Source organism: Streptomyces sp. NPDC053513 (genome assembly GCF_044544765.1).
Classification (GTDB): Bacteria; Actinomycetota; Actinomycetes; order Streptomycetales; family Streptomycetaceae; genus Streptomyces; species Streptomyces litmocidini.
Window position 1 is genome coordinate 346078 of the sequence record NZ_JBITXP010000005.1, and the last position, 25490, is coordinate 371567.

Below are 25490 nucleotides of genomic sequence, written 5' to 3' on the forward strand. Positions count from 1 at the left end.
GTGAACGCCACCTTACCGGCGACCATGCCCCCCTAGGAACGACCAACCGAGGATGCACCTTTTGGGAGGCGCCCCCGGTGGGAGGCGGTCCTCCGCTCCCGGGCGTACGACCGCGGCCGGGCGCCCGTTCCGACCAGGAGCCGTCCTGGCGGCGCCTCCCGTCCTCGTGGGACCGGTGGAGCCGGTTCCGGACCGACCGGGCGGGACGGTCCTGCGCCCCCCTTTACCACTTCCGGGGGAACCCTGTGAGGGCGCCCCTCCCCGGGGGCGGCCGGCAGGCCTGCCCCGAGGCTCGTGGGCCCGCCTCGGCAGCGGTCCCGCCCCCGCTCCGCGGGATCCTCCGCGGACGCATGCGCACGAGCGCGCACGAGCACGTGGGCACACGTGCGACCGCGCACGAAAGAAGCCCGGCCGGCTCCCCCGAGGGGGAACCGGCCGGGCTTCTTCAGCTGTCGACCGAGGCTCAGACGAGCTCGGTGACCGTGCCGCCGGCGGCGGCGATCTTCTCCTTGGCGGAGCCGGAGACGGCGTCGACCGTCACCTGCAGCGCCACGGAGACCTCGCCCTGGCCCAGGACCTTGACGAGCTGGTTCTTGCGAACGGCACCCTTGGCGACCAGGTCGGCCACCGTGACCTCGCCACCCTGCGGGTAGAGCGCGGCCAGCTTGTCCAGGTTCACGACCTGGTACTCGGTGCGGAAGGGGTTCTTGAAGCCCTTCAGCTTCGGGAGGCGCATGTGGAGGGGCATCTGCCCACCCTCGAAGCGCTCCGGAACCTGGTAGCGGGCCTTCGTGCCCTTCGTACCACGACCGGCCGTCTTACCCTTCGACGCCTCACCACGACCCACACGGGTCTTGGCGGTCTTGGCGCCCGGGGCCGGACGGAGGTTGTGGGCCTTCAGCGGGTTGTTCTCCGCCATGTCAGTCAACCTCCTCGACCGTCACGAGGTGGCGGACGGTGTGCACCATGCCGCGGAACTCGGGGCGGTCCTCCTTGACAACCACGTCACCCAGGCGCTTGAGGCCCAGGGAACGGAGGGTGTCGCGGTGGTTCTGCTTGCTGCCGATGTACGACTTCGTCTGCGTGACCTTGAGGCGAGCCATTACACACCCGCCCCAGCACGCGCACGGAGCAGAGCCGCGGGAGCGACGTCCTCGAGGGGCAGACCACGGCGAGCCGCGATCTCCTCGGGACGCTGCAGGCCCTTGAGGGCCTCCACGGTCGCGTGCACGATGTTGATCGCGTTGTCGGAGCCGAGCGACTTCGACAGGATGTCGTGAACGCCGGCGCACTCCAGAACGGCGCGCACCGGGCCACCGGCGATAACACCGGTACCGGGGGAAGCAGGCTTCAGCAGGACAACGCCGGCCGCCTTCTCGCCCTGGATCGGGTGCGGGATGGTGCCCTGGATGCGGGGAACCTTGAAGAAGTTCTTCTTGGCTTCCTCGACGCCCTTGGCGATGGCCGCGGGAACTTCCTTGGCCTTGCCGTAACCGACACCTACGGTGCCGTCACCGTCACCCACCACGACGAGCGCGGTGAAGCTGAAGCGACGACCACCCTTGACAACCTTGGCGACGCGGTTGATCGCGACAACGCGCTCAACGTACGCGGTCTTCTCGGCGGCAGCGCCACCGTCGCGACCCTTCCGGTCCCGCCGCTCGCCGCCACCGGCACCGCTGCCGCGGCGCTGGGGTCCAGCCATTGGATTACCTCTCTCTGTTACGTCCGTTAGTCCCGGAACCGGGGCTTAGAACTTCAGCCCGGCTTCGCGGGCGGCGTCAGCCAGAGCGGCAATGCGCCCGGCGTACCTGTTGCCACCACGGTCGAACACGACAGCCTCGACGCCGGCGGCCTTGGCGCGCTCGGCGACCAGGGCGCCGACCTGCTTGGCCTGCGCGGACTTGTCACCCTCGCCGCCGCGGATCGACGCGTCCAGGGTCGACGCCGACGCAAGGGTGTGACCCTTGAGGTCGTCGATGACCTGAGCGGTGATGCCGCGGTTGGAACGCGTCACGACGAGGCGCGGACGCTCCGCCGTACCCGACACGTTCTTGCGGATGCGGATGTGGCGGCGCTTCTTGGCGGCGCCCTTGTAGGCGTCGCCCTTGGCGATCTTCACACCGTATGCCATGGCTTACTTACCAGCCTTTCCGACCTTGCGGCGGATGACCTCGCCCGCGTACTTCACGCCCTTGGCCTTGTAGGGGTCGGGCTTGCGAAGCTTGCGGATGTTGGCGGCGACCTCGCCGACCTTCTGCTTGTCGATGCCCTCGACCGAGAACTTGGTCGGCGACTCGACCTTGAACGAGATGCCCTCGGGCGCCTCGACCACGATCGGGTGGCTGTAGCCGAGCTGGAACTCCAGAGCGGAGCCCTTCGCGGCCACGCGGTAACCGACACCGCTGATCTCGAGCGCCTTCACGTACCCCTGGGTCACACCGGTGATCATGTTGGCCACCAGCGTGCGGGACAGGCCGTGCAGGGCCTTGTTCTGACGCTCGTCGTTCGGACGGTTGACGTTGAGCACGCCATCCTCGCCCTTAACGATCTCGATCGGCGCGGCGACGGTGTGGGTCAGGGTGCCCTTGGAACCCTTGACCGTGACCGTGCGGCCCTCGATGGTGACGTCCACGCCGGCGGGAACCGTGATGGGGAGCTTGCCAATACGCGACATTAGCTATTCCTCCGTTCCCGACTACCAGACGTAGGCGAGGACTTCCCCACCCACGCCCTTCTTCTGCGCCTGCTGACCGGTCAGGAGACCGTGGGACGTGGAGATGATCGCCACGCCCAGGCCGCCGAGGACCTTCGGCAGGTTGGTGGACTTCGCGTAAACCCGGAGGCCCGGCTTCGAGATCCGCTTGATGCCCGCGATGGAGCGCTCACGGTTCGGACCGAACTTGAGGTCGAGCACGAGGTTCTTGCCGACCTCGGCGTCCTCGACCTTCCAGCCCGTGATGAAGCCCTCCTGCTGGAGGATTTCCGCGATGTGGGACTTGATCTTGCTGTGCGGCATCGTCACGGAGTCGTGGTATGCCGAGTTCGCGTTACGCAGACGAGTCAGCATGTCCGCGATCGGATCAGTCATGGTCATGAATTGGCCTTCGGCCTCTCTCGCCGGGGTTTCCAGTGCGCCATCCCTCTCCCCACACAGGGGCGGGACGGGTGCGGCGCGGGGACCTACGGCGTAGTAAGTCGTACGGGCGGCGGACGCCCAACCCCACAAGCCTAAGGCATGCGGGGGTGGGCCTCCGCCGACCCAATGCTTACCGAGAGACTCCGGTTGTCCCTAACGTCCAAAGGACGGAAGGGAGTTACCAGGAGCTCTTGGTCACGCCCGGCAGCTCGCCACGGTGAGCCATCTCACGGAGGCACACGCGGCAGAGGCCGAACTTGCGGTACACGGAGTGGGGACGACCACAGCGCTGGCAGCGCGTGTAGCCACGCACGCCGAACTTGGGCTTGCGGGCAGCCTTCGCGATGAGAGCCTTCTTCGCCATCTCGCTTACGCCTCCTTGAAGGGGAAGCCGAGGTGACGCAGAAGGGCACGGCCCTCGTCGTCGTTGGTCGCCGTGGTCACCACGGTGATGTCCATACCCCGGACACGGTCGATCTTGTCCTGGTCGATCTCGTGGAACATGACCTGCTCCGTGAGACCGAAGGTGTAGTTGCCACGGCCGTCGAACTGCTTGGGGGACAGGCCGCGGAAGTCGCGGATGCGCGGAAGCGCGAGCGACAGGGTGCGGTCCAGGAACTCCCACATGCGGTCGCCACGGAGCGTGACGTGGGCACCGATCGGCTGACCCTCGCGCAGCTTGAACTGCGCGATGGACTTGCGGGCCTTGGTGACGGCCGGCTTCTGACCGGTGATCGTGGTGAGGTCGCGGATCGCACCGTCGATCAGCTTCGAGTCACGGGCGGCGTCGCCGACACCCATGTTGACCACGATCTTCACGAGGCCGGGGATCTGCATGACGTTCTCGTACTTGAACTCGTCACGCAGCTTGCCCGCGATCTCCTCGCGGTACTTCGTCTTGAGACGCGGAGTGGTGGTAGCCATCAGATGTCCTCACCCGTCCGCTTGGCAACGCGGATCTTGTTGCCCTCGTCGTCGAAGCGGTAACCGACACGCGTGACGACCTTCTTGCCGTCCTTCTCCACGACCAGCTGGACGTTGGAGACGTGGACCGGAGCCTCGGTCGTGACGATGCCACCGGCCTGCGAGGGGCCGGCCTTGGTGTGCTTCTTGACCCGGTTGACACCCTCGACCAGGACGCGGTTCTCGGCGGGGAAGGCCGTGATGACCTTGCCCTGCTTGCCCTTGTCCTTACCGGTGATGACCTGGACCAGGTCGCCCTTCTTGATCTTCATGCTTACAGCACCTCCGGCGCGAGCGAGATGATCTTCATGAACTTCTTCTCGCGCAGCTCACGGCCGACCGGGCCGAAGATACGGGTGCCACGAGGGTCGCCGTCGTTCTTGAGAATGACAGCGGCGTTCTCGTCGAAGCGGATGTACGAGCCGTCCTGGCGGCGGCGCTCCTTGACGGTGCGAACGATGACCGCCTTGACGACGTCACCCTTCTTCACGTTGCCACCGGGGATCGCGTCCTTGACGGTGGCGACGATGACGTCACCGATGCCCGCGTAGCGGCGACCCGAGCCACCGAGAACACGGATGCAAAGGATCTCCTTGGCACCAGTGTTGTCGGCGACACGCAGTCGCGACTCCTGCTGGATCACGTCTATCTCCTGATTGTCTGCCGGTTCCCGGCAGGGGCTTCGGAAGAAGCCCCTGCCGAGCCTGGCGGAACTGACCTGAGGAAAGTCCCCTCAGGCTGAACTTTGGGATTTCCCTTGCGGGAAATTCCTTACTTGGCCTTCTCGAGGATCTCGACGACGCGCCAGTGCTTCGTGGCGGACAGCTTCCGGGTCTCCATCAGGAGGACGCGGTCGCCGATGCCGGCAGCGTTCTGCTCGTCGTGAGCCTTGAGCTTGTTCGTACGGCGGATGACCTTGCCGTACAGCGCGTGCTTGACGCGGTCCTCGACAGCGACGACGACGGTCTTGTCCATCTTGTCGCTGACGACGAGGCCCTCACGGACCTTGCGGGCGTTGCGCTCGGTCTTCTCAGTCACGTTGTTCTCGCTCATCAGGCGTTCTCCACCGTCTCGATGCCCAGCTCGCGCTCACGCATCAGGGTGTAGATCCGGGCGATGTCCTTACGGACGGACTTGAGCCGACCGTGGTTCTCGAGCTGGCCCGTCGCCGCCTGGAAGCGGAGGTTGAACAGCTCTTCCTTGGCCTCGCGGAGCTTGTTGAGAAGCTCCTCGTTGCCCAGCTCGCGCAGCTCGGACGCCTTGGTACCGGCCGACATCACAGCTCACCTGCTTCGCGCTTCACGATCTTGCACTTCATCGGCAGCTTGTGGGCCGCACGGGTCAGGGCCTCGCGCGCGATCTTCTCGTTCGGGTAGGACAGTTCGAACATCACCCGACCCGGCTTGACGTTCGCGATCCACCACTCCGGAGAACCCTTACCGGAACCCATGCGGGTCTCGGCGGGCTTCTTCGTCAGCGGGCGGTCCGGGTAGATGTTGATCCAGACCTTGCCGCCACGCTTGATGTGGCGGGTCATCGCGATACGAGCCGCCTCGATCTGGCGGTTGGTCACGTACGCCGGCGTGAGGGCCTGAATGCCGTACTCGCCGAACGCGACCTGCGTACCACCCTTGCTGGCGCCGGAGCGCTTCGGGTGGTGCTGCTTGCGGTGCTTGACCCTACGGGGGATCAGCATGTCGGTCAGGCCTCCGTTCCGGTGCTCTCAGCCGGAGCAGCGGCGGCAGCCTCGGCCTTGGGGGCCTCGGCGGCCGGAGCCGACTGCTGCGGCTTGCGGCCGCGGCCGCCACGCTCGCCACCACGGCCACGGCCGGCCGGGCGGTCGCCGGCGCCGGCGCCACGCGCCGGGCGGTTGCCCGCACGGGCAGCGGCGTTCTCGGCGCGGACCTCGGCGATGTTCTTGACGTCGCCCTTGTAGATCCAGACCTTCACGCCGATGCGGCCGAAGGTGGTCTTGGCCTCGAAGAAGCCGTAGTCGACGTTCGCGCGGAGCGTGTGCAGGGGCACACGGCCCTCGCGGTAGAACTCCGAGCGGGACATCTCGGCGCCGCCGAGACGACCGCCGCACTGGATCTTGATGCCCTTGGCGCCGGCCTTCATCGTGCCCTGCATGCTCTTGCGCATGGCACGACGGAAGGAGACGCGGGAGGAGAGCTGCTCGGCGACGGCCTGGGCGACCAGCTGGGCGTCCATCTCGGGGTTCTTGACCTCGAGGATGTTCAGCTGGACCTGCTTGCCCGTGAGCTTCTCGAGGTCGCCGCGGATGCGGTCGGCCTCGGCGCCACGGCGGCCGATGACGATGCCCGGACGGGCGGTGTGGATGTCCACACGCACGCGGTCACGGGTGCGCTCGATCTCGACCTTCGAGATGCCGGCGCGCTCCATGCCGGACGTCATCATCCGACGGATGGCGACGTCTTCCTTGACGTAGTCCTTGTACAGCTTGTCGGCGTACCAGCGGGACTTGAAGTCCGTGGTGATGCCGAGCCGGAACCCATGCGGGTTAACCTTCTGGCCCATTACCGGGTTCCTTCCTTGCTGCTGACGACCACGGTGATGTGGCTGGTCCGCTTACGGATCCGGTAGGCACGGCCCTGGGCACGCGGACGGAACCGCTTCAGGGTCGGGCCCTCATCGACGAACGCCTCGCTGATGTACAGCGAAGAGGCGTCCGTGTGGTCGTAGTTGTGCGCGGCGTTGGCGATGGCGCTGTCCAGCACCTTGCCAACCGGCACGCTCGCGGCCTGCGGGGCGAAACGCAGGACCGCCTGAGCCTCCGTGGCGTCCATGCCACGGATAAGGTCCACCACGCGGCGGGCCTTCATGGGCGTGACGCGGATGTACCGCGCCTGGGCCCTGGCTTCCATGGTTGTCCTTCCAGTGTCTGTCATGGTCATTCCACCCCGCTGTTAGCGGCGCTTCGACTTCCGGTCGTCCTTCACGTGACCCCGGAAGGTGCGCGTCGGCGAGAACTCGCCGAGCTTGTGGCCGACCATCGACTCGGTGACAAACACCGGAATGTGGGTCTTGCCGTTGTGCACCGCGATCGTGTGGCCGAGCATGGCCGGGATGATCATCGAGCGACGGGACCAGGTCTTGATGACGTTCTTGGTACCGGCTTCGTTCTGGGCGTCCACCTTCTTGACGAGGTGGCCGTCGACGAAGGGTCCCTTCTTGAGACTGCGCGGCATCTAAACCCGCTCCTAGCGCTTCTTGTTCGTCTTGCGGCGGCGGACGATGTACTTGTTCGAAGCCTTCTTCGGCGAACGAGTACGACCCTCCTTCTGACCCCACGGGGAGACCGGGTGGCGACCACCGGAGGTCTTGCCCTCACCACCACCGTGCGGGTGGTCGACCGGGTTCATCGCCACACCGCGGACGGTCGGGCGAACGCCCAGCCAGCGCTTGCGGCCGGCCTTGCCCCAGTTGATGTTCGACTGCTCGGCGTTGCCGACCTCGCCGATGGTGGCGCGGCAGCGGGCGTCGACGAGACGGATCTCACCGGACGGCATGCGGAGGTGGGCCATCGTGCCCTCCTTCGCCAGCAGCTGCACGGAGGCACCGGCCGAGCGGGCGAACTTGGCACCGCCACCGGGACGGAGCTCGATCGCGTGGATCGTGGTACCGACCGGGATGTTGCGGAGCGCCAGGTTGTTGCCGGGCTTGATGTCCGCGCCCGGGCCGTTCTCGACGCGGTCGCCCTGGGTCAGACCCTTGGGGGCGATGATGTAGCGCTTCTCGCCGTCCACGTAGTGGAGGAGCGCGATGCGCGCGGTGCGGTTGGGGTCGTACTCGATGTGAGCGACCTTGGCCGGCACGCCGTCCTTGTCGTGACGACGGAAGTCGATCACACGGTAGGCACGCTTGTGGCCACCGCCCTGGTGGCGGACGGTCACACGACCGGTGTTGTTACGGCCGCCCTTGCTGTGCAGGGGGCGGACCAGCGACTTCTCCGGCGTGGACCGCGTGATCTCGACGAAGTCGGCTACGGAGGAGCCACGACGGCCCGGCGTAGTCGGCTTGTACTTGCGGATTCCCATTTCTCAGTCCTCGTCCGATTCCGGACGATCCAGACCGCCGTCAGGCGGTCGGACCGCCGAAGATGTCGATACGGTTGCCCTCGGCAAGGGTCACGATGGCGCGCTTGGTGTTGGCACGCTTACCGAAACCGGTGCGGGTGCGCTTGCGCTTGCCCTGCCGGTTGATCGTGTTGACCCCGGTGACCTTGACCGAGAAGACCGCCTCGACGGCCTGCTTGATCTGGGTCTTGTTGGAGCCAGGCGCGACGATGAACGTGTACTTGTTCTCGTCCAGCAGGGCGTAGCTCTTCTCCGAGACGACCGGCTTGACGAGAATGTCGCGCGGGTCCGAGAAGGTCTTGCTGGTGACGACGGCCTCAGTCATCAGGCGTCGCTCCCTTCGGTCTCAGCGGTCTGGGGGCCAGACACGAAGGACTCGAGGGCGGCCTGGGTGAAGACCACGTCGTCGGAGACGATCACGTCGTACGTGTTGAGCTGGCCCGGCTCCAGGATGTGCACCTGGGGCAGGTTACGAGCGGACAGCCACGCGGCCTCGTCGGAGCGCTCGGCGACCAGGAGCAGGTTCTTGCGCTCCGAGATCTTGCCGAACAGCGTCTTGGCGGCCTTGGTGGAGATCTCACCCTCGACCACGCCGGTGACGACGTGGATGCGGGAGTGGTTCGCCCGGTCCGACAGGGCACCGCGGAGGGCGGCGGCCTTCATCTTCTTCGGGGTCCGCTGCGAGTAGTCACGCGGCACGGGACCGTGCACGACGCCACCACCGGCGAACTGCGGGGCGCGGGTCGAACCCTGACGGGCGCGGCCGGTGCCCTTCTGGCGGTAAGGCTTCTTGCCACCACCGCGGACTTCGCCACGGGTCTTGGTCTTGTGCGTGCCCTGACGGGCCGCGGCCAGCTGCGCGACGACGACCTGGTGGATCAGCGGGACGCTGACCTTGGCGCCGAAGATCTCCTCGGGGAGCTCGACGGTCCCGGCCTTGTCGCCAGACGGCGAAAGGATGTCAATGGTGCTCATCGGTTCCTCAAACCCCCTTGGCCGCGGTGCGGACCAGGACGAGGCCACCGTTGGGGCCGGGGACGGCGCCCTTGATGAGCAGCAGACCCTTCTCGGCGTCAACGGCGTGGACGGTCAGGTTCTGGGTGGTCACACGCTCGTTGCCCATGCGACCGGCCATGCGCATGCCCTTGAAGACACGGCCCGGGGTGGCGCAGCCACCGATCGAACCGGGCTTGCGGTGCACGCGGTGGGCACCGTGCGAGGCCTTGCCACCACGGAAGTTGTGGCGCTTCATCGCACCGGCGAAGCCCTTGCCCTTGCTCTTGCCGGTGACGTCGACCTTCACGCCGGCCTCGAAGACCTCGGCGGTGATCTCCTGGCCGAGCGTGTACTCGGAGGCGTCAGCGGTGCGGAGCTCCACCAGGTGGCGGCGCGGGGTGACGTCGGCCTTGGCGAAGTGGCCCTTGAGGGGCTTGTTCACCTTGCGCGGGTCGATCTCGCCGAAGGCGATCTGGACCGACTCGTAGCCGTCGACGTCGTTCGTACGGACCTGGGTCACGACATTCGGGCCGGCCTTGACGACGGTCACCGGGACGACCCGGTTGTTCTCGTCCCAGACCTGCGTCATGCCGAGCTTCTCGCCCAGGATGCCCTTGATGTTCTTAGCCATCTCGCGCGTCACCTCAGAGCTTGATCTCGATGTCGACGCCAGCCGGCAGGTCGAGACGCATGAGCGAGTCGACCGTCTTCGGCGTGGGGTCGAGGATGTCGATGAGGCGCTTGTGCGTGCGCATCTCGAAGTGCTCGCGCGAGTCCTTGTACTTGTGCGGCGACTTGATGACGCAGTACACGTTCTTCTCAGTGGGCAGCGGCACCGGGCCCGCGACCGACGCACCAGTGCGGGTCACCGTCTCGACGATCTTCTTCGCCGAGGAGTCGATGACCTCGTGGTCGTAGGCCTTGAGCCGGATGCGGATCTTCTGTCCCGCCATGGCTACTAGTAGTCCTTTGTCTCGTAACGCTCTGGAACCCGGTGCGTTCGCGGTTTCCTCCGACCCACGCGGTCGGGCGTGTCGCGCTCCCTCTACGCAGAAGTCCCTGAGGACTTCCCAACCAAGGGGGCACGGTCGCCGTGACCGCGGTTCGGGGGCAATCACCCACCGGGCGCCTGGTCGGCACCCCGCTGACGCTTCCCAGAAGATTCCCGTACGTCCGCCCCTGAGAAGGGGCGACGAGTACTGTGGGACTCGCTTCCGGTCCTCCCGACGGGAGGCGCGCAGCATCGGCACTCAACCGAGCAACCCCGCTAGTCTGCCATACGGGGCCATCCGGCCGCCAATCGGGATCGAAGACTGTACCCCACGTCACGTATGCCCATGCGCCGGGGCGCGCACTTCCCATGCGCACGCCCCCGCTCCGCCCTCATCCCAGGCGCCGGGCCCGCTCCGTCAGATGCCGCCGCTCGGGCGCGCTCGTGGTGTGCCGGGCCGCCTCCCGGTAGGCGACGGCCGCGTCCTCCTTCTCCCCGAGGAGTTCGAGGAGATGTGCGCGGGTCGCGAGGAGGCGGTGGTTCCGGGCGAGCAGCCGGTCCGCCGCGAGGCCGTCGAGGAGCTCCAGACCGGCCCGCGGGCCGTGGACCATGGCGACGGCAACCGCGCGGTTGAGGGTGACCATCGGATTCGGCCCGGTGCGCTCCAGGAGCTCGTACAGGGCGAGGATCTGCGGCCAGTCCGTGGCCTCGGCGGACGGGGCCTCGTCGTGCACGGCCGCGATCGCCGCCTGCAGCTGGTACGGGCCGACCCGGCCCCGCGGCAGGGTCCGGCCGAGCAGCTCCACTCCCTCGGCGACCAACCCCTCGTCCCAGCTCCCCCGGTCCTGCTCCGCGAGCGGTACGAGTTCCCCGTGCGGGCCCGTGCGGGCCGGGCGGCGGGCGTCGGTGAGCAGCATCAGCGCGAGCAGGCCCGCCGTCTCCTCGTCGTCGGGGAGCAGCCGGTGCAGCATCCGGGTCAGCCGGATCGCCTCCGTGGACAGCTCGGGCGCGGTGAGCGCGTCGCCGCCGCTGGTCGTGTACCCCTCGTTGAAGACGAGGTAGAGCACGTGCCGCACCTCGGCGAGCCGGGCGGTGCGGTCCTCGCCCTCGGGCAGCGCGAGCGTCCAGCCGCCGGCCCTGATCGTCTGCTTGGCCCGGCTGATCCGCTGCGCCATGGTCGACTCGGGGACGAGGAAGGCGGCCGCGATCTGCGCGGTGGTGAGGCCGCCGACGGCCCGCAGGGTGAGCGCGATCCGGCTGGGCGGCGACAGTTCCGGGCGGCAGCAGAGGAAGAGCAGGGACAGGGAGTCGTCCCGGTCGGCGTCCGGCACGTCGTCGGCGGCGCGGGCGAGGAGTTCGGCGTCCGGGGTGGCGAGCGCGACGGCGTCCTCCCGGCGGCGCCGGGCGGCCTCGGCGCGCACCAGGTCGACGAACCTGCGGCCGGCGACGGTCAGCAGCCAGCCGCGCGGGTTCTCGGGCACCCCCTCCTCGGGCCACTGCCGCGCGGCCGCGATCAGGGCCTCCTGGACGGCGTCCTCGCAGAGGTCGAAGGTGCCGTGACGGCGGACGAGCGCGCCGAGGACCTGCGGCGCGTGGGTGCGCAGCAGGTCCTCGATCCCGTACGGGCCGCTCACAGCGGTCGGTCTCCGATCCGGTGCGCGCCGGTCACACGTCCGCCGCGGACTCGTGCAGCACCGGCCACAGCTCGACGGGGTCGACGTCCGCGAAGGGCATGTCGGCGGCGATCTCCTGGGCCCGCTCCAGGCTGTCGCAGTCGAGCAGGTAGAAGCTGGCGAGGTACTCCTTGGTCTCCAGGTACGGGCCGTCGGTGACCGCGGGGGCGCCGCCCTCGCGCCGGACGAGCTGGGCGGCGGCCGCGTCGGCGAGGCCGTACGCGCCGATCAGCTCGCCGCTCTCCCGGTACCTGCGGTTGAAGGCCTCCTGCCGGGCGATCGCCTCGGGCCAGGCCTCGGCCGGGAAGGAGTCCCACTTGGCCTGGTTGCCGTAGATCATCGCGACGTACTTCATCTCGGGTGTCCTCCCCGTCCCGCCCGCCCCGGTGGCGCGCTGTCACCCTTCGGTCGTTGCCAGGATCGCGCTCTCGACATCCGCCCGCATCATTTTCAAGATCTTTTTTCGAAGATCTCCCCGAAGGGCCCTCGGGACACAACCCCACAGCTCGCACATCCGTCTTCCCGTGGACTGATGAGCGAAGGGGGCCACGCCTTGCAGACTCCACCCCGCCGGCGGACGGTTCTCGCCGCCGCCCTCGCGGTCACCGCGGCCGCCGCCGGGTGTTCCGTACCGGAGCCGCGCCGGACCGCGCCGACGGCCGATCCGGCGCCGGGCAGGCCGATCGCCTCCGCTCGGACCCGGCGGGCCCTGCTCATGCAGTTCTCCGCGCACCCGGACGACGACCTGTACTTCATGAACCCGGACACGCAGCGGCTGCTCGACGCGGGCGTCCCGCTCGTCTCCGTGTACGTGACGGCCGGCGAGCACACCGGCCGGAACCGGATCGCGGGGATGCCGGAGACTCCCCCGGACCGGGCGGCCTACTCCTCCGCCCGCCGGCAGGGCCTGCGCCAGTCGTACGCGGTGGCGCTCGGCCTGCCCGCGTTCACGCCGTGGCGCCGCGAGGTGCTGACGCTCCCTGGCGGCCGGCGGGCCGAGTCCGACACCCTCGCGCACGGCTCCCGCAGGGTCGAGCTGGTCTTCCTCGACCTGCCGATGCACACCCACCGCCGCTACATGGCCCTGCCCTCGCTCTGGCAGGACCGGGCCCTGGAGCTGCGCACCCACCTGTCGGCCGACTCCCCCGTCACCCGCGCCGACACCTACGACTACGACCGGCTGGTCGACGTCCTCGTCGGCCTGCTCCGCCTCCACCGGCCCACCGTCGTGCACACCCTGGACCCGGACCCCGACATCCAGCACAGCGACGAGGCGACGCGGAGGCGGGACTCCGAGCAGCCGGGGTACGCCGACCACGGGGACCACACGGCGGTCGCCTCCTTCACCTGGGCCGCGCTGTGCCGCTGGGTCTCGGACGCGGTCCGGGACGGCGAACCGGTCCCGGCCTTCACCACCACCGCCTTCCGCGGCTACTACAACCGCCACTGGCCCAAGAACCTCCCGCCCGCGGTCCTGGCGGAGAAGGCCGCCCGGCTCGTCCCGTACGGCGGCGACCCGTCCTGGGAGTGCGGGAACCCCTCCGGCTGCGGTGACTACGGCGTCGGCGGCGACCGGCCGCTGACCAACCGCAAGGGCTGGGTGCGCTCCACGCACCACCGCTGGCCGGGCGCGGGCCCGGCCCTCGTCGAGGAGCCGGGCGGCCGGCTCGCGGCGTACGGGGTCCTCGGGCTGCGCGCGGTCCGCTGGCGGGAGTCCGCACCCGGCGTCTGGGGCGAGCCGGTGGACCTGGGCGGCGGCCCGCTCGCGCCCGCGCTCGGCTCGGCGGTGCTCCGCGACGGCCGGGTACTGCTCCTCGGGGTGCGGTTCGCCGCGCTCGACGGGCACGGCGGGGCCAACCGGCGCGAGGTGGTGCTCCTGGAGCAGCGGTCCCCCGGCGGCGCCTTCCTGGCCTGGCGGGGCCTGGGAAACCCGGAGCGCTCGGACGACCGGGGCCGCAGGATCGGCGCCCCGGTGGCCCTCGCGGCCCCCGACGGCCGGGTCCACCTCTTCGTACGGAACGCCGACAAGGGCGTCTCGACGCGGGTCCGGGCGGCGGACGGCTCCTGGTCCCCGTGGCGGCCGCTGCCCGGTGGCGCGGAGGTCCAGGACGGTCTGGCCGTCTCGGCGGACGCGGCCGGCCGGGTGCATCTGTACGCGGCGGGCCGGGACGCCGTACGGCACTGGGTGGACGGCGTCCTCCAGCGGGCCGCGCTGCCGCTCTCCGGTTCCACGGTGGCGAGCGCGGGCGGCGCGCTGTACCACCGGGCGCCGGCGTCCGCCCGGCTCACCGGCCCGGGCGGCGACGCCGGTCTCGACGGGTACGGGGCCGTGGTCGCCGCGCGGTCGGCGGCGCTCGGGACCGTGCTGCTCGGCACGGACGGGAAGGGGCGGACGGCGCTCAGGAGCGGCGGCCGGCTCCACTCCCGGAAGGGGACGGCCGTCTCGACCGCTCTCCACCTGGGCCCCCACGGGGCGACCGTGGTGGGTCTGGGCGCGGACGCCCACCCGTGGAGCTGGCGACCGTAGGGCTGGCGACCGTAGGGCTGGCGACCGTAGGGCTGGCGACCGTAGGGCTCCGGACATGCGAGAAGGCCCCGCACCTCTCGGTGCGGGGCCTTCCCTCACTGCTCAGCAGCTCGTACGAGCTACCAGGTCAGATCACGATCAGGCGGTGATCGAGGTGACCTGGCCGGCGCCGACGGTCCGGCCACCCTCACGGATGGCGAACTTCAGGCCCTCCTCCATGGCGACGGGCTGGATCAGCTCGACGGACATGGAGGTGTTGTCGCCCGGCATGACCATCTCGGTGCCCTCGGGGAGGGTCACGACGCCGGTCACGTCCGTGGTACGGAAGTAGAACTGCGGGCGGTAGTTGTTGAAGAACGGGGTGTGACGGCCACCCTCGTCCTTCGACAGGATGTAGGCCTGGGCCTCGAACTTGGTGTGCGGGGTGACCGAGCCCGGCTTGATGATGACCTGGCCGCGCTCGACGTCCTCGCGCTTGATGCCACGGAGGAGCAGACCGACGTTCTCACCGGCCTGGCCCTCGTCGAGCAGCTTGCGGAACATCTCGATGCCGGTGACCGTGGTGGTGGTCTTCTCGGTCTTGATGCCGATGATGTCGACGGTCTCGTTGACCTTGAGGACACCACGCTCGATACGACCGGTGACGACGGTGCCACGACCGGTGATCGTGAAGACGTCCTCGATCGGCATCAGGAACGGCTTGTCGACGTCACGCTCGGGCTGCGGGATGGACTCGTCGACGGCCTTCATCAGACCGAGGAGCTTGTCCGCCCACTCCTTGTCGCCCTCGAGGGCCTTGAGCGCGGAGACGCGGACGACCGGCAGGTCGTCGCCCGGGAACTCGTACTCGGAGAGGAGCTCACGGACCTCGAGCTCGACGAGCTCCAGGATCTCCTCGTCGTCCACCATGTCGGCCTTGTTCAGGGCGACGACGATGTACGGAACGCCGACCTGGCGAGCAAGGAGGACGTGCTCCTTGGTCTGCGGCATCGGGCCGTCGGTGGCGGCGACCACGAGGATGGCGCCGTCCATCTGCGCGGCACCCGTGATCATGTTCTTGATGTAGTCGGCGTGACCGGGGCAGTCGACGTGCGCGTAGTGACGCGACTCCGTCTGGTACTCGACGTGCGCGATCGAGATGGTGATACCGCGCTGGCGCTCCTCGGGAGCCTTGTCGATCTGGTCGAAGGCCGAGGCCTCGTTCAGGTCCGGGTACGCGTCGTGCAGCACCTTGGTAATGGCGGCCGTGAGGGTCGTCTTACCGTGGTCGATGTGACCGATGGTGCCGATGTTGACGTGCGGCTTAGTCCGCTCGAACTTCGCCTTCGCCACTGGGGTCCTCCTGGAGTGGTTCTGAACGCCTTGCTTCATCGGCGCCAGGTGATCTTTGCTGGGATGCCAGTAACCGGGGCCCGATCCCTCGGGTTTCGGGGGCTGAGCCCCGGTGACTGGTGTCAAGCCTAAAGCGTGAACTCGGGAGAGTTACTCGCCCTTGGCCTTCGCGATGATCTCCTCGGCGACGTTCCGCGGAACCTCGGCGTAGGAGTCGAACTGCATCGAGTAGCTTGCGCGACCCGAGGTCTTGCTGCGGAGGTCTCCGACGTAGCCGAACATCTCCGAGAGCGGCACGAGGCCCTTCACGACGCGGGCGCCGCTGCGCTCCTCCATGGCCTGGATCTGGCCACGGCGGGAGTTGATGTCGCCGATGACCTCACCCATGTAGTCCTCGGGCGTGACGACCTCGACGGCCATCATCGGTTCGAGGATGACGGGAGAAGCCTTGCGCGCGGCCTCCTTGAAGGCCTGCGAACCGGCGATCTTGAACGCGAGCTCGGAGGAGTCGACCTCGTGGTAGGCACCGTCGAGAAGAATGACGCGGACGCCCGTCATCTCGTAGCCGGCCAGGATGCCGAACTGCATGGCCTCCTGCGCACCCGCGTCGACCGAAGGGATGTACTCCTTCGGGATGCGGCCACCGGTGACCTTGTTCACGAACTCGTAGGAGGCGTCGCCACCCTCGATGGGCTCGATCGCGATCTGCACCTTGGCGAACTGACCGGTACCACCGGTCTGCTTCTTGTGGGTGAAGTCCACGCGCTCGACGGCCTTGCGGATCGTCTCGCGGTACGCGACCTGCGGCTTGCCGACGTTCGCCTCGACCTTGAACTCGCGACGCATGCGGTCGACGAGGATGTCGAGGTGAAGCTCGCCCATACCACCGATGATGGTCTGGCCGGTCTCCTCGTCCGAGTGGACCTGGAAGGAGGGGTCCTCCTCCGCGAGACGCTGGATGGCGACACCCAGCTTCTCCTGGTCACCCTTGGACTTGGGCTCGATGGCGACCTGGATGACCGGCGCCGGGAAGTCCATGGACTCCAGGATGACCGGGTTCTTCTCGTCGCACAGCGTCTCACCGGTGGTGGTCTGCTTGAGGCCCATGACGGCGACGATGTCGCCGGCGCCCACCGAGTCGATCTCCTCACGCTTGTTCGCGTGCATGCGGTAGATCTTGCCGATGCGCTCCTTCTTGCCCTTGACGGAGTTCAGCACCGCGGTGCCGGCCTCCAGGCGACCGGAGTAGATCCGGACGAAGGTGAGCTTGCCGAGGTGCGGGTCGCTCGCAATCTTGAACGCGAGGGCGGCCAGCGGCTCGTCGTCGGACGGCTTGCGCTTGACGACGGTCTCGGCGTCCTTGACGTCGTGGCCCTCGATGGCCTCGACGTCCAGGGGGGACGGCAGGTAGCGGACGACCGCGTCGAGCAGGGGCTGAACGCCCTTGTTCTTGAACGCGGTGCCACAGAACACGGGGGTGACCGTGGTCTCGCCGCCCTTGCCGGAGGCGATGGTGATGCGACGGACGGCGGCGTAGAGCTGCTCCTCGGTGGGCTCGACGCCCTCGAGGAAGAGCTCCATGAGCTCCTCGTCGTTCTCCGCGACCGTCTCGACGAGCTTGCCGCGGTACTCCTCGGCGAGCTCGAGCTTGTCCGCCGGGATGTCGACGACGTCGTACATCTCGCCCTTGGTGGCCTCGGCGGACCAGACAAGAGCCTTCATGCGGACGAGGTCGATGACGCCCTCGAAGTCGGCCTCGGCACCGATCGGAAGCTGCATGACGATCGGGGTCGCGCCGAGGCGGTCCACGATCATGTCGACGCAGCGGAGGAAGTCGGCACCGGTCCGGTCGAGCTTGTTGACGAAGCAGATGCGCGGAACGCCGTAGCGGTCCGCCTGACGCCAGACGGTCTCGGACTGGGGCTCGACGCCGGCCACACCGTCGAACACGGTGACAGCACCGTCGAGCACGCGCAGCGAACGCTCCACCTCGACGGTGAAGTCGACGTGACCCGGCGTGTCGATGATGTTGATCGTGTGATCGACATTCTCGAGCGGCCAGTGGCAGGTCGTCGCGGCGGACGTGATCGTGATGCCGCGCTCCTGCTCCTGCTCCATCCAGTCCATCGTGGCAGCGCCGTCGTGGACTTCACCGATCTTGTACGAAACGCCGGTGTAGAACAGGATCCGCTCGGTGGTGGTCGTCTTGCCCGCGTCGATGTGGGCCATGATGCCGATGTTGCGCACCTTGGCCAGGTCAAGCGAAGTGGTAGCCATAAGGCTTCAGTCTTCTCTCGGTCTCGATGTGGGTTGCGACTACCAGCGGTAGTGCGCGAAGGCCTTGTTGGACTCGGCCATCTTGTGCGTGTCCTCACGCTTCTTGACCGCAGCTCCGAGGCCGTTCGAGGCGTCGAGGAGCTCGTTCATGAGGCGCTCGGTCATGGTCTTCTCGCGACGGGCGCGGGAGTAACCGACGAGCCAGCGGAGGGCGAGCGTGGACGCGCGGCCCGGCTTGACCTCGATCGGCACCTGGTAGGTGGCGCCACCGACACGGCGGGACTTGACCTCGAGGGCCGGCTTGACGTTCTCGAGAGCGCGCTTCAGCGTGATGACCGGGTCCTGGCCGGTCTTCTCACGAAGACCCTCCATGGCGCCGTACACGATGCGCTCGGCGGTGGAACGCTTGCCGTCCAGCAGGATCTTGTTGATCAGCGAGGTGACAAGAGGAGAGCTGTAGACCGGGTCGATGATGACCGGGCGCTTCGGGGCGGGGCCCTTACGAGGCATTCTTACTTCTCCTTCTTGGCGCCGTAGCGGCTGCGAGCCTGCTTACGGTTCTTGACGCCCTGCGTGTCGAGGGAACCGCGGATGATCTTGTAGCGAACACCCGGCAGGTCCTTCACACGGCCACCGCGCACGAGCACGATGGAGTGCTCCTGCAGGTTGTGACCCTCACCCGGGATGTAGGCCGTGACCTCGATGCCGGAGGTCAGACGCACACGCGCGACCTTACGGAGGGCCGAGTTCGGCTTCTTCGGGGTGGTCGTGAACACACGCGTGCAGACGCCGCGACGCTGAGGGGAACCCTCGAGTGCGGGCGTCTTGTTCTTCTCGACCTTGTCCTGCCGGCCCTTACGGACCAGCTGCTGGATCGTAGGCACTACTTCTCCGGTTTCTGTGTGCCGTCGGTAAAACTAACCTGGAACATTCACCGACCCACGCGGTCGGGCGTGTCGAATCTCGCGGACCTCCGCACGGGGCGGAAAAAGCGCGGATCGCGGCGGCCGGTATATGACTCGCCGTGCGGTTGAGGACACGCACGGGAGCCCAGGCACACCCCAGGCACAAGGCTTGAGCGTACCTATCGCACGGACTCCGGTCAAAACAAATGCCCACGCGCACGGGGCCCCGGCCGGGGGCGGGACCGGATCGTTCCTGCACGGCGCCCCGGCCCGGCTCCGGGAGACTCCGCCACAGGCCCCCGACCCGGGCCCGGCCACTCCGGGACGAGGCCCGGGCCGGGCCGGGGCGCAGGCCGGGCCGCAGGCCCGGACGAGATCCGGAACGACCGCGGCCCGGGCCCGGACAGAAGCCCTCCGGGACGGCCCGGGGCGCGGGCCCGGAAGCGGTCCGGCAGTCACCCGGAAGCGATCCGGCGCCGGTCGGCGCGGGTCGGCGCGGGTCAGTCCCGGGCGGTGCGGCGGGGCTCGACGGCCTCGCCGGCGTCCGCCGCGTCGGCGTCGGGCTCCAGGAACTGGTTGACGACCTTGACGAAGACGCCCATGCGCTCGTCCGGCACGCCCAGCCAGCGCGCGAAGTCCTCCATCGAGGGCTGCCAGTCGCTCGGCGGCAGCAGGTCCGCCGCCATCGGGAGCTCCTCGGGGGTCACGCGGCCGGACCGGATGAGCATGTCGCGGACGGAGACGCCGAGCAGCGGGGCGATCCGACGCATGGTCTCCAGGTCCGGCATGCTCTGCCGCTGCAGCAGGCGCGTGACGGCGGCGCGATGGACGCCGGCCTCGTCCGCGATCCGGGACTTCCCGCCACCGCGCGGGCTGTCGATGTCGTAGCCGCGCTGTCTCATCAGGCCTTCCACCCAGCCTGCGAACTCGTCGAGCCCGTGAGTGCTCATGTGTACCGCTCCTCGCTCCCCACCCTCCGGATCCCATACCTTAGCGTGCTTGCGCGCACGGAATTACGTGCTTTCGGGCACGCAATCGTGTCGAATCGGTGAAGGGCTGGTCATGACCCTTTTGATTTTTGTTGCGCGCTCGCACGCAACGTGCAAGTCTGGCTCGCCGCCGCACTCGTCGGCCCCCTGAGCCCCAGGCGCCCCACCGGCCCCATGGACGGCCCCGGCGGGCCCCGGACCGTGGAGAACCCCTTGTTCCATCCCGACCCGTCCCCCTGGCAGGCCTCCGCCGCGTGCGCCGGCCTCTCCCCGTCCGTCGTCTTCGCCCGCCGCGCCAAGGAGGCCGCCCCCGCCCTGCGGGCCTGCGCCTCCTGCCCCGTACGGAGCGAGTGCGAGACCGCGGTGGCCCCGGCCGAGAGCTACTTCGACGGCGTCTGCGCGGGCCGCCTCTGGCGCAACGGCCGCCCGGCGGACGCCCACCGCGTGGCGAAGGCGCTCGCCTCGAAGGGGAGCACCCGCCGTGGCTGACCGCACCGACACCGAGCCCGTGCTGCGGGACATCACGCTCTGGACCGCCTCCCTGGTGCGGCAGTTCCCCGAGCTCGCCGAGGAGCTCGCGCCCGGCCGGCGCGGGCCCGCCCCCTCCCCCACCGGCCCCTCCCCCGCCGGCCGCGACGAGCTGATCCGCGAGGAGCGCCGGGAGGCGCTGCTGCTCGAACAGCGGCACGGGCTCGCCGTCCCCGGCCACGGGGCCGCCCCGATCCGGCTGCACGTCTCCGACGCCATCCGCGACATCACCGACGGGGTGGTGGAACTGGAGGAGGCGGTCTGCGCCCGGCTCGCGCTGCCCCGCCCACCCCGCGCCGGGGTGATCGACCGCCTCCGGCGCCTCGTGGCGCTGCTCGACCGGATCGCGGCCCATCCGGACCTGGTCCGGCACGTGCGGGACGAGATCCGCAGGATGGCCCGGCGCTGCGCCCGGACGCTCGGCGACGCGGAGACGATCGTGCGGGTCTCGGGCCGCTGCCCCTGGTGCGACTCGGTGTCGCTGCGGGCGTTCCCGGACCGGCGCGCGGTGCTGTGCGTGAACCCGGCCTGCGTCTGCACCGACGAGGTGTGCGGCTGCCAGGACGACCCCGCCTACCGGCACCTGTGGCCGGAGGACCGGTGGGAGGAGCTGTCGGAGGCCGCGGGGACCCGCACCGAGGAGATCGAGACCGCGATGGACGACCCGAAGGAGACCTCATGCTGAGCTCGCCCGCCCTGCCCACGCTGGTCCCCGGCCCGCTGGCCGCCGAGGAGGCGGGGGTGGCGCCCGCGACGATCCGCAAGTGGGTCCAGCTCGGGCACCTGCGCGCCGCGGGCCGGGCGGGGCGGGCGCAGCTCTTCCGCCTGGAGGACGTCTTCGCGGCGGAACGCCTGGCCCGCCGCCGCCCCCGCACCGCCTGACCGCCCCGTACCCGAAGCGCCCCGCGTCCCTCCCGGACGCGGGGCGCTTCGTCGTGCCGCCGTGTCACGCCTCCAGGAAGCGGTGGAGGGAGTCGGTGAAGGCGGCGGCGAAGCGGTCGCGGGTCTCCTCGGGGACGCGGTCGAGGGAGAGGTACGGGTTGAGGTCCTCCAGCTCGACGAGGAGCAGCTCGCCGCCGGGGGCGCGGCAGGCGTCGACGCGCTGGATGCCGTGGTCGAGGGTGTTCCAGTCGATGAAGCGGCGCGCGAAGGCGAGGTCGTCGGCGGTGGGTTCGTACGGCTCCAGGACCCAGCGGCGCTCGGGGTCGGGGGCGTACAGGGCGTACTGGAAGAGGTCGTCGACGAAGTAGAAGGAAACCTCGTACCGGAAGTCGACGCGCGGCTGGACGAGGATCTCGCCGTACGTGAGCCCCGAGAGCTTCTCGTACGGGAGGAACCGCAGCCCTATGGAGTCGGCGCCGGCCTTCGGCTTGACCGCGTACGCGGCGGCCTCCGGCAGGAGGGGGAGGTCCTCGGCCCGGTCGACGGTGGGGATGACGGGGTGCCCGGCGGCGGTGAGGTCGAGGAGGTACTGCTTGCCGGCCATGTCGCCGCGGCCGTGGAGGGGGTTGTAGACCCGGGCGCCGAGCGCGCGGGCCCGCTCGCGGAAGGCCTCGTACTCCTCCTGGTACCCGATGACCGGCCCGCTGTTGCGGACGACGAGGGCGTCGAAGCCGTCCATGAGGGCGGCGGCGTCGAGCGGGTGACAGAGCGCCAGGTCGAAGCTCCCGCGCAGCCGGGCGGTGAGCCACACGTCCTCGTCGCCGTACCGACGGCCACGGGCGGGGTAAGCGAGGTCGGTCACGTAGAGCAGGCGGGGGCGGGGGGACACGGGCGGCTCCTGGTGATTCGGGAGGCCCAACCTAACGCTCGCCTTCCGCCGCCCGGGCCGAAGGGTCACTCCGGGCGGAGCCCCGTGCGCACGGGGCGTCGCGCCGCTTCCCGGCCCGGCCCCGGAACTAGTTGCGTGCGCGCACGCTCTCTGTCACAGTTGGTGCAGCGGCGGAGCTGTGCCCGCGAGACGGGCCGCGGTCTCCGCCGTTCGCCGTCCGGGAGCGCTCCGCGGCTCCCGCCCCTTCCCCGCGTCGAGCGCCCCGGGCGGCACCCCGCACCACCCGCGCACCGCGCGGGCCCCGCACCACCCGTCCCGCCCCTCCCCTTCCTCACGAGGAGAACCGTCATGACCACTCCCCCGAGTGCGTTCCCGGACGTCGAGAAGCTGGTCGTCGACGTCCTCAAGGCCGACCCGGCGCTGGCCGGCGTCACGATCGCGGCCCAGGCCCCGGCCGGCTTCGACGGCACGCAGAACGCCGTCCTGGTGAACCGCCGCGGCGGCGCCTGGATCGGCGACCTGCACGTCGACAAGCCGCTGATCGAGTTCGAGGTGTACGGGCCGACCAAGCCCGCGGCCCACGTCACCGCGAACGCGGCCCGCAGGGCGCTGCTCGCCACGATGGGCAAGCAGCTCGGCTCCGTCTTCGTGAGCGACGTCGAGGAGCAGGACGGGCCGCGCTGGATGCCCGACTACCTCTACCGCGGCGCCAACCGCTACCTCTGCGTCATCCAGCTCGCGCTAGACGTCTTCTAGACCTCCGCGCACCTCGCGCCGCCCCCGCGCGTCTCCGCGCCCCGGCGCCCCACCCCGAGCGCGTCGCCCCCGCGACCGCTCCCCACAGACCAGGCCTCGCCGGCCCATCCGGCGGGGCCTTTGCCGTACCCGGACCCGGAACCCTCCGGCCGGGGCGGCGCCCTCACCCTCTCACCAAGGAGAAACCCCACCATGGCAGGAAACAACTCCGCCGAGATCCGCGTCGCCGGCATCGGCAAGCTCTTCGTCGCCAACGCCGGTGCCACCGCCCCGGCCTTCGGCGCGGACCCGGCGACCGACTGGGCGTCCACGACCTGGACGAACCTCGGCTACACCACCGGTGACGGTGTCACGTTCTCGAAGAAGGACAAGCTGGAGGCCATCGACTCGTGGCAGTCGGTCTCCCCGATCCACTACGTCTACTCGGCCCGTGACCTGTCCCTGAAGTTCTCGCTGCTCCAGTTCAACGAGGACACGCTGCCGTTCTTCATGGGCGGTGGCAGCGTCAAGGCCGCCCCGGCCCCGGCGACCGACGTCTACACGTACGACATCGCCGAGCGTCCGTTCGCGGACGCCCGTGCCCTCGGCCTGGAGTTCACCGACGTCAAGGCCGGTGGCACCACCGCCGTCACCTACCGCTTCATCATCCCGCGCGGCCAGGTGACCGCCACCGACGACATCAAGCTGAACCGCAAGGGTGCCGCCACCCTCGGCATCACCTTCAGCGCGATGTCGAACGGCGACGGCAAGCCGCTGGCGACCTTCCTCATGAAGGACACGCAGTACAGCGCGTCCGTCTGATCCATCCCCACAGGACTCCCTGACAGAGGTCTGTCCCCGGCAGGGGTCCGTCCTCGGCAGGGGTCCGTCCGGGGCGGGACGGCGCACCGCCGTCCCGCCCCACCCCCTCTCCTCTTCACCCACGCGCACCACGCGAACAAGGAGTACGCACACCATGGCCCGTTTCGACGTCAACGCCGCCCGCGCCCAGCGCCTGGAGGCCCACGGCCGTACCTGGTCCTTCGAGCTGGACGGCGAGTCCTACACGCTTCCCACCGAGCTCTCCCGCAAGACCGCCAAGGCGCTGCGGAAGCTCGACGACAACGACGTGGACGGCCTGCTCGAACTCCTGATGGGTGAGGAGCAGTACGTCCGCTTCGAGGAGCACGACCTCACGATGCAGGACATCGCCGCCATCCTGGAGGCCTACGGCAAGGAGACCGGGCTCGGCCTGGGGGAAGACTGAGCCTCGTCGAGTTCGTCGAAGAACACGCCGAGGCCCTCGAGGCTGACTTCATCCGCTACTACGGGGTCGACCTCCTCGACTGGCACCGCGGAGAGCTCTCCAGCCGGCGGGTCATGGTCCTGATCAAGCAGCTGCCGCGGGACAGCGCCGTGCAGCGGGACCTCCACGGCGAGGCCGCCGAGTGGTCGATCACCGATCACCTGCTGGCGGCGGCCGTGGACCATCTGGCCGTCGCCAACTGGATGTTCCAGTGCGTCAACTCCGGTGAGGACAACGACCAGCCCGATCCGCCGACGCCCGTTCCCCGTCCGGGCGTCAAGGACGAGGACGAGGAAGGCCGGGACGAGAACTCCCCGCCGGAGGACGCCGCCGAGGCGGTCTCCCCGGGAGCGCTCGCCCGGTTCTTCGGCTGAAGTCACACCCCCGCGGCCCCCGGAGGCCGTTCCCCTCAGGGAGCGGACTCCGGGGGCGCTTCCTGTGCTCGCTCGGACGCCAGCTCCTCCTCCAGGGCCCTGGCCCGATCGGAGAGCCGGCCGCCCTTGCCCTGACGCGGTTCCGTCCCGGCGCCCTCGGTTTCCCGGCGCTCGCCCCCGGGACCCCGCTCGCCGGGCACCCCGGCGAGCGGCGGCACGATCGGGCGCCCGCCCTTGCCCCGGACGACCTTCCGTACGGGCTGGGCGTTCCTGCGGGCACGGCTCCCCTGGGCGGTCAGCAGGACGTCCGGCTCGGACGCCGGCTCGGTGACGGCCCGGTGCTCCGGTTCCGGTTCCGGCGCGGGCTCCGGCTCGGGCACGGGCCGGGGTTCGGGCTCGGGCCCGGCGTCGGAGCGCTGTTCGAACAGTTCGCGCTCCCTGCGGACGCGCTCCTCGGCCTCGACGACGGCAGCCGGCGGTTCGAGGAGCCGTGCGAAGGGCAGCGCGATGACCTGGGCGCCGTCCCTTCCGCCGTCGGCCCTGCGCTGGGGACGGCGGATTCCACGCGCGTCACCCTGACCCTGTGCGTAGGCGTCGGCGACGCGGCGCTCGTACTCGCGGCGGATGCGCGGGAGTTCGTCCGCCACGGCCTCGGCCCAGCCCGCGGTGAAGGCGGCCGTCTCCCGGCGGTCGACCTCGGACCTGGGGAGCACGACGAGGTCCTCGGGTGCGTACCCGTGGACGTGGACGAGTTCGGAGAGGCGTGCGAAGAGGTGGGGCAGGTCGGGGTGGGACGCGAGCCAGTCGACGACTCGCTCGCGCCGGTTCGCTCCTGGCTCCGTGTCCATGCGTCAGTGCTGCCTTCCAGCCCCCTGGGGTCCCCGCGC

38 protein-coding genes are annotated in these 25490 nt (G+C 69.5%); 8 read left to right on the plus strand and 30 right to left on the minus strand.

Annotated features, from left to right (window positions below; all coding sequences use genetic code 11):
• Positions 1 to 463 precede the first annotated feature (463 nt).
• The 23 genes from rplO to ACIGW4_RS11820 form a co-directional block, all read right to left on the minus strand.
• On the minus strand, positions 464 to 919 hold the full coding sequence (gene rplO / locus ACIGW4_RS11710) for a 50S ribosomal protein L15 (RefSeq protein WP_030209011.1): 456 nt from the start codon (positions 917 to 919) through the stop codon (positions 464 to 466).
• A 1-nt stretch (position 920) separates the two neighbouring features.
• The gene (gene rpmD, locus ACIGW4_RS11715) at positions 921 to 1103 is read right to left on the minus strand and encodes a 50S ribosomal protein L30 (RefSeq protein WP_041130781.1); all 183 of its coding nucleotides are present in this window, start codon (positions 1101 to 1103) and stop codon (positions 921 to 923) included.
• On the minus strand, positions 1103 to 1705 hold the full coding sequence (rpsE, locus tag ACIGW4_RS11720) for a 30S ribosomal protein S5 (RefSeq protein WP_007265914.1): 603 nt from the start codon (positions 1703 to 1705) through the stop codon (positions 1103 to 1105). The genes rpmD and rpsE overlap by 1 nt, the downstream gene beginning before the upstream one ends.
• Before the next feature lie 45 nt (positions 1706 to 1750).
• Entirely contained in the window at positions 1751 to 2134 is a 384-nt protein-coding gene (gene rplR / locus ACIGW4_RS11725) for a 50S ribosomal protein L18 (RefSeq protein WP_030687809.1), read from the minus strand.
• Between the two features lie 3 nt (positions 2135 to 2137).
• Complete coding sequence (rplF, locus tag ACIGW4_RS11730; protein WP_123454683.1) at positions 2138 to 2677, minus strand: 50S ribosomal protein L6; 540 nt, start codon at positions 2675 to 2677, stop codon at positions 2138 to 2140.
• A gap of 21 nt (positions 2678 to 2698) precedes the next feature.
• Positions 2699 to 3097: a 30S ribosomal protein S8 gene (gene rpsH, locus ACIGW4_RS11735; protein WP_041130779.1), complete on the minus strand. Its 399-nt coding sequence runs from the start codon at positions 3095 to 3097 to the stop codon at positions 2699 to 2701.
• Positions 3098 to 3317: 220 nt separating this feature from the next.
• Entirely contained in the window at positions 3318 to 3503 is a 186-nt protein-coding gene (locus ACIGW4_RS11740) for a type Z 30S ribosomal protein S14 (RefSeq protein WP_003948630.1), read from the minus strand.
• A 5-nt stretch (positions 3504 to 3508) separates the two neighbouring features.
• Positions 3509 to 4066: a 50S ribosomal protein L5 gene (rplE, locus tag ACIGW4_RS11745; protein ID WP_123454681.1), complete on the minus strand. Its 558-nt coding sequence runs from the start codon at positions 4064 to 4066 to the stop codon at positions 3509 to 3511.
• Positions 4063 to 4374 carry a 50S ribosomal protein L24 gene (gene rplX, locus ACIGW4_RS11750; RefSeq protein WP_041130777.1) on the minus strand — a complete coding sequence of 104 codons (312 nt, stop codon included), beginning with the start codon at positions 4372 to 4374 and terminating at the stop codon, positions 4063 to 4065. Before rplX ends, rplE begins: the two co-directional genes overlap by 4 nt.
• A gap of 2 nt (positions 4375 to 4376) precedes the next feature.
• Positions 4377 to 4745, minus strand: coding sequence for a 50S ribosomal protein L14 (gene rplN / locus ACIGW4_RS11755; protein WP_003956455.1), 369 nt, complete (start codon positions 4743 to 4745; stop codon positions 4377 to 4379).
• A 128-nt stretch (positions 4746 to 4873) separates the two neighbouring features.
• Entirely contained in the window at positions 4874 to 5155 is a 282-nt protein-coding gene (gene rpsQ / locus ACIGW4_RS11760) for a 30S ribosomal protein S17 (protein WP_123454679.1), read from the minus strand.
• Positions 5155 to 5379: a 50S ribosomal protein L29 gene (gene rpmC / locus ACIGW4_RS11765; protein WP_017239580.1), complete on the minus strand. Its 225-nt coding sequence runs from the start codon at positions 5377 to 5379 to the stop codon at positions 5155 to 5157. The genes rpsQ and rpmC overlap by 1 nt, the downstream gene beginning before the upstream one ends.
• A complete protein-coding gene (rplP, locus tag ACIGW4_RS11770; protein ID WP_017239579.1) occupies positions 5379 to 5798 on the minus strand; it encodes a 50S ribosomal protein L16 in 420 nt (139 codons plus the stop codon). Before rplP ends, rpmC begins: the two co-directional genes overlap by 1 nt.
• Positions 5799 to 5803: 5 nt before the next feature.
• Positions 5804 to 6640 (minus strand): 30S ribosomal protein S3, encoded by an 837-nt coding sequence (gene rpsC, locus ACIGW4_RS11775; protein WP_123454677.1) that lies wholly within the window; start codon positions 6638 to 6640, stop codon positions 5804 to 5806.
• Complete coding sequence (gene rplV / locus ACIGW4_RS11780; RefSeq protein ID WP_031012097.1) at positions 6640 to 6987, minus strand: 50S ribosomal protein L22; 348 nt, start codon at positions 6985 to 6987, stop codon at positions 6640 to 6642. Before rplV ends, rpsC begins: the two co-directional genes overlap by 1 nt.
• Before the next feature lie 42 nt (positions 6988 to 7029).
• Positions 7030 to 7311: a 30S ribosomal protein S19 gene (gene rpsS / locus ACIGW4_RS11785; RefSeq protein ID WP_015035577.1), complete on the minus strand. Its 282-nt coding sequence runs from the start codon at positions 7309 to 7311 to the stop codon at positions 7030 to 7032.
• 12 nt (positions 7312 to 7323) lie between these two features.
• A complete protein-coding gene (rplB, locus tag ACIGW4_RS11790; protein ID WP_030208986.1) occupies positions 7324 to 8160 on the minus strand; it encodes a 50S ribosomal protein L2 in 837 nt (278 codons plus the stop codon).
• Between the two features lie 40 nt (positions 8161 to 8200).
• Positions 8201 to 8524: a 50S ribosomal protein L23 gene (gene rplW, locus ACIGW4_RS11795; protein ID WP_041130775.1), complete on the minus strand. Its 324-nt coding sequence runs from the start codon at positions 8522 to 8524 to the stop codon at positions 8201 to 8203.
• On the minus strand, positions 8524 to 9174 hold the full coding sequence (gene rplD, locus ACIGW4_RS11800) for a 50S ribosomal protein L4 (protein WP_123454675.1): 651 nt from the start codon (positions 9172 to 9174) through the stop codon (positions 8524 to 8526). Before rplD ends, rplW begins: the two co-directional genes overlap by 1 nt.
• 7 nt (positions 9175 to 9181) lie before the next feature.
• Positions 9182 to 9826 carry a 50S ribosomal protein L3 gene (gene rplC, locus ACIGW4_RS11805; protein ID WP_030687820.1) on the minus strand — a complete coding sequence of 215 codons (645 nt, stop codon included), beginning with the start codon at positions 9824 to 9826 and terminating at the stop codon, positions 9182 to 9184.
• 13 nt (positions 9827 to 9839) lie between these two features.
• Complete coding sequence (gene rpsJ, locus ACIGW4_RS11810; protein WP_003948644.1) at positions 9840 to 10148, minus strand: 30S ribosomal protein S10; 309 nt, start codon at positions 10146 to 10148, stop codon at positions 9840 to 9842.
• 430 nt (positions 10149 to 10578) lie between these two features.
• Entirely contained in the window at positions 10579 to 11820 is a 1242-nt protein-coding gene (locus tag ACIGW4_RS11815) for an RNA polymerase sigma factor (protein ID WP_399579949.1), read from the minus strand.
• A gap of 31 nt (positions 11821 to 11851) precedes the next feature.
• The gene (locus ACIGW4_RS11820) at positions 11852 to 12214 is read right to left on the minus strand and encodes a YciI family protein (RefSeq protein ID WP_030687822.1); all 363 of its coding nucleotides are present in this window, start codon (positions 12212 to 12214) and stop codon (positions 11852 to 11854) included.
• 177 nt (positions 12215 to 12391) lie between these two features.
• Between ACIGW4_RS11820 and ACIGW4_RS11825 the strand changes: the two genes are divergently transcribed.
• Positions 12392 to 14386 (plus strand): PIG-L family deacetylase, encoded by a 1995-nt coding sequence (locus ACIGW4_RS11825; RefSeq protein ID WP_399579952.1) that lies wholly within the window; start codon positions 12392 to 12394, stop codon positions 14384 to 14386.
• Positions 14387 to 14524: 138 nt separating this feature from the next.
• Here ACIGW4_RS11825 and tuf read toward each other — a convergent pair whose 3' ends face one another.
• The 5 genes from tuf to ACIGW4_RS11850 form a co-directional block, all read right to left on the minus strand.
• Positions 14525 to 15718 carry an elongation factor Tu gene (gene tuf, locus ACIGW4_RS11830; RefSeq protein WP_123454669.1) on the minus strand — a complete coding sequence of 398 codons (1194 nt, stop codon included), beginning with the start codon at positions 15716 to 15718 and terminating at the stop codon, positions 14525 to 14527.
• A 150-nt stretch (positions 15719 to 15868) separates the two neighbouring features.
• Positions 15869 to 17995, minus strand: a complete 2127-nt coding sequence (fusA, locus tag ACIGW4_RS11835; RefSeq protein WP_123454668.1) for an elongation factor G — start codon at positions 17993 to 17995, stop codon at positions 15869 to 15871.
• A gap of 39 nt (positions 17996 to 18034) precedes the next feature.
• Positions 18035 to 18505: a 30S ribosomal protein S7 gene (gene rpsG, locus ACIGW4_RS11840; protein ID WP_015035567.1), complete on the minus strand. Its 471-nt coding sequence runs from the start codon at positions 18503 to 18505 to the stop codon at positions 18035 to 18037.
• 2 nt (positions 18506 to 18507) lie between these two features.
• Entirely contained in the window at positions 18508 to 18879 is a 372-nt protein-coding gene (gene rpsL / locus ACIGW4_RS11845) for a 30S ribosomal protein S12 (RefSeq protein ID WP_003948652.1), read from the minus strand.
• Positions 18880 to 19400: 521 nt separating this feature from the next.
• Positions 19401 to 19850: a helix-turn-helix transcriptional regulator gene (locus ACIGW4_RS11850; protein ID WP_123454664.1), complete on the minus strand. Its 450-nt coding sequence runs from the start codon at positions 19848 to 19850 to the stop codon at positions 19401 to 19403.
• 252 nt (positions 19851 to 20102) lie between these two features.
• On the opposite strand from ACIGW4_RS11850, the gene ACIGW4_RS11855 reads away from it, so the two are divergent.
• From ACIGW4_RS11855 to ACIGW4_RS11865, 3 genes are read left to right on the plus strand one after another with little or no spacing between them, the layout of a single operon-like run.
• Entirely contained in the window at positions 20103 to 20378 is a 276-nt protein-coding gene (locus ACIGW4_RS11855) for a WhiB family transcriptional regulator (RefSeq protein WP_123457441.1), read from the plus strand.
• A complete protein-coding gene (locus ACIGW4_RS11860) occupies positions 20371 to 21102 on the plus strand; it encodes a hypothetical protein (RefSeq protein WP_398710155.1) in 732 nt (243 codons plus the stop codon). Before ACIGW4_RS11855 ends, ACIGW4_RS11860 begins: the two co-directional genes overlap by 8 nt.
• On the plus strand, positions 21096 to 21299 hold the full coding sequence (locus ACIGW4_RS11865; RefSeq protein ID WP_030687838.1) for a hypothetical protein: 204 nt from the start codon (positions 21096 to 21098) through the stop codon (positions 21297 to 21299). The genes ACIGW4_RS11860 and ACIGW4_RS11865 overlap by 7 nt, the downstream gene beginning before the upstream one ends.
• Before the next feature lie 64 nt (positions 21300 to 21363).
• On the opposite strand, the gene ACIGW4_RS11870 is transcribed toward ACIGW4_RS11865, so the two are convergent.
• Positions 21364 to 22188 (minus strand): hypothetical protein, encoded by an 825-nt coding sequence (locus tag ACIGW4_RS11870; protein ID WP_399579959.1) that lies wholly within the window; start codon positions 22186 to 22188, stop codon positions 21364 to 21366.
• A 348-nt stretch (positions 22189 to 22536) separates the two neighbouring features.
• Here ACIGW4_RS11870 and ACIGW4_RS11875 point away from each other — a divergent pair, with 348 nt between their 5' ends.
• The 4 genes from ACIGW4_RS11875 to ACIGW4_RS11890 all read left to right on the plus strand — a co-directional run bounded on the left by ACIGW4_RS11875 (position 22537) and on the right by ACIGW4_RS11890 (position 24603).
• A complete protein-coding gene (locus ACIGW4_RS11875; protein WP_398710152.1) occupies positions 22537 to 22944 on the plus strand; it encodes a hypothetical protein in 408 nt (135 codons plus the stop codon).
• A gap of 192 nt (positions 22945 to 23136) precedes the next feature.
• Positions 23137 to 23745 carry a phage tail protein gene (locus tag ACIGW4_RS11880; RefSeq protein WP_123454656.1) on the plus strand — a complete coding sequence of 203 codons (609 nt, stop codon included), beginning with the start codon at positions 23137 to 23139 and terminating at the stop codon, positions 23743 to 23745.
• A gap of 154 nt (positions 23746 to 23899) precedes the next feature.
• Positions 23900 to 24190 carry a hypothetical protein gene (locus ACIGW4_RS11885; protein WP_030687847.1) on the plus strand — a complete coding sequence of 97 codons (291 nt, stop codon included), beginning with the start codon at positions 23900 to 23902 and terminating at the stop codon, positions 24188 to 24190.
• 113 nt (positions 24191 to 24303) lie between these two features.
• Positions 24304 to 24603, plus strand: coding sequence for a hypothetical protein (locus ACIGW4_RS11890; RefSeq protein ID WP_398710150.1), 300 nt, complete (start codon positions 24304 to 24306; stop codon positions 24601 to 24603).
• A gap of 35 nt (positions 24604 to 24638) precedes the next feature.
• Here ACIGW4_RS11890 and ACIGW4_RS11895 read toward each other — a convergent pair whose 3' ends face one another.
• A complete protein-coding gene (locus tag ACIGW4_RS11895; RefSeq protein ID WP_399579963.1) occupies positions 24639 to 25451 on the minus strand; it encodes a hypothetical protein in 813 nt (270 codons plus the stop codon).
• Positions 25452 to 25490 lie beyond the last annotated feature (39 nt).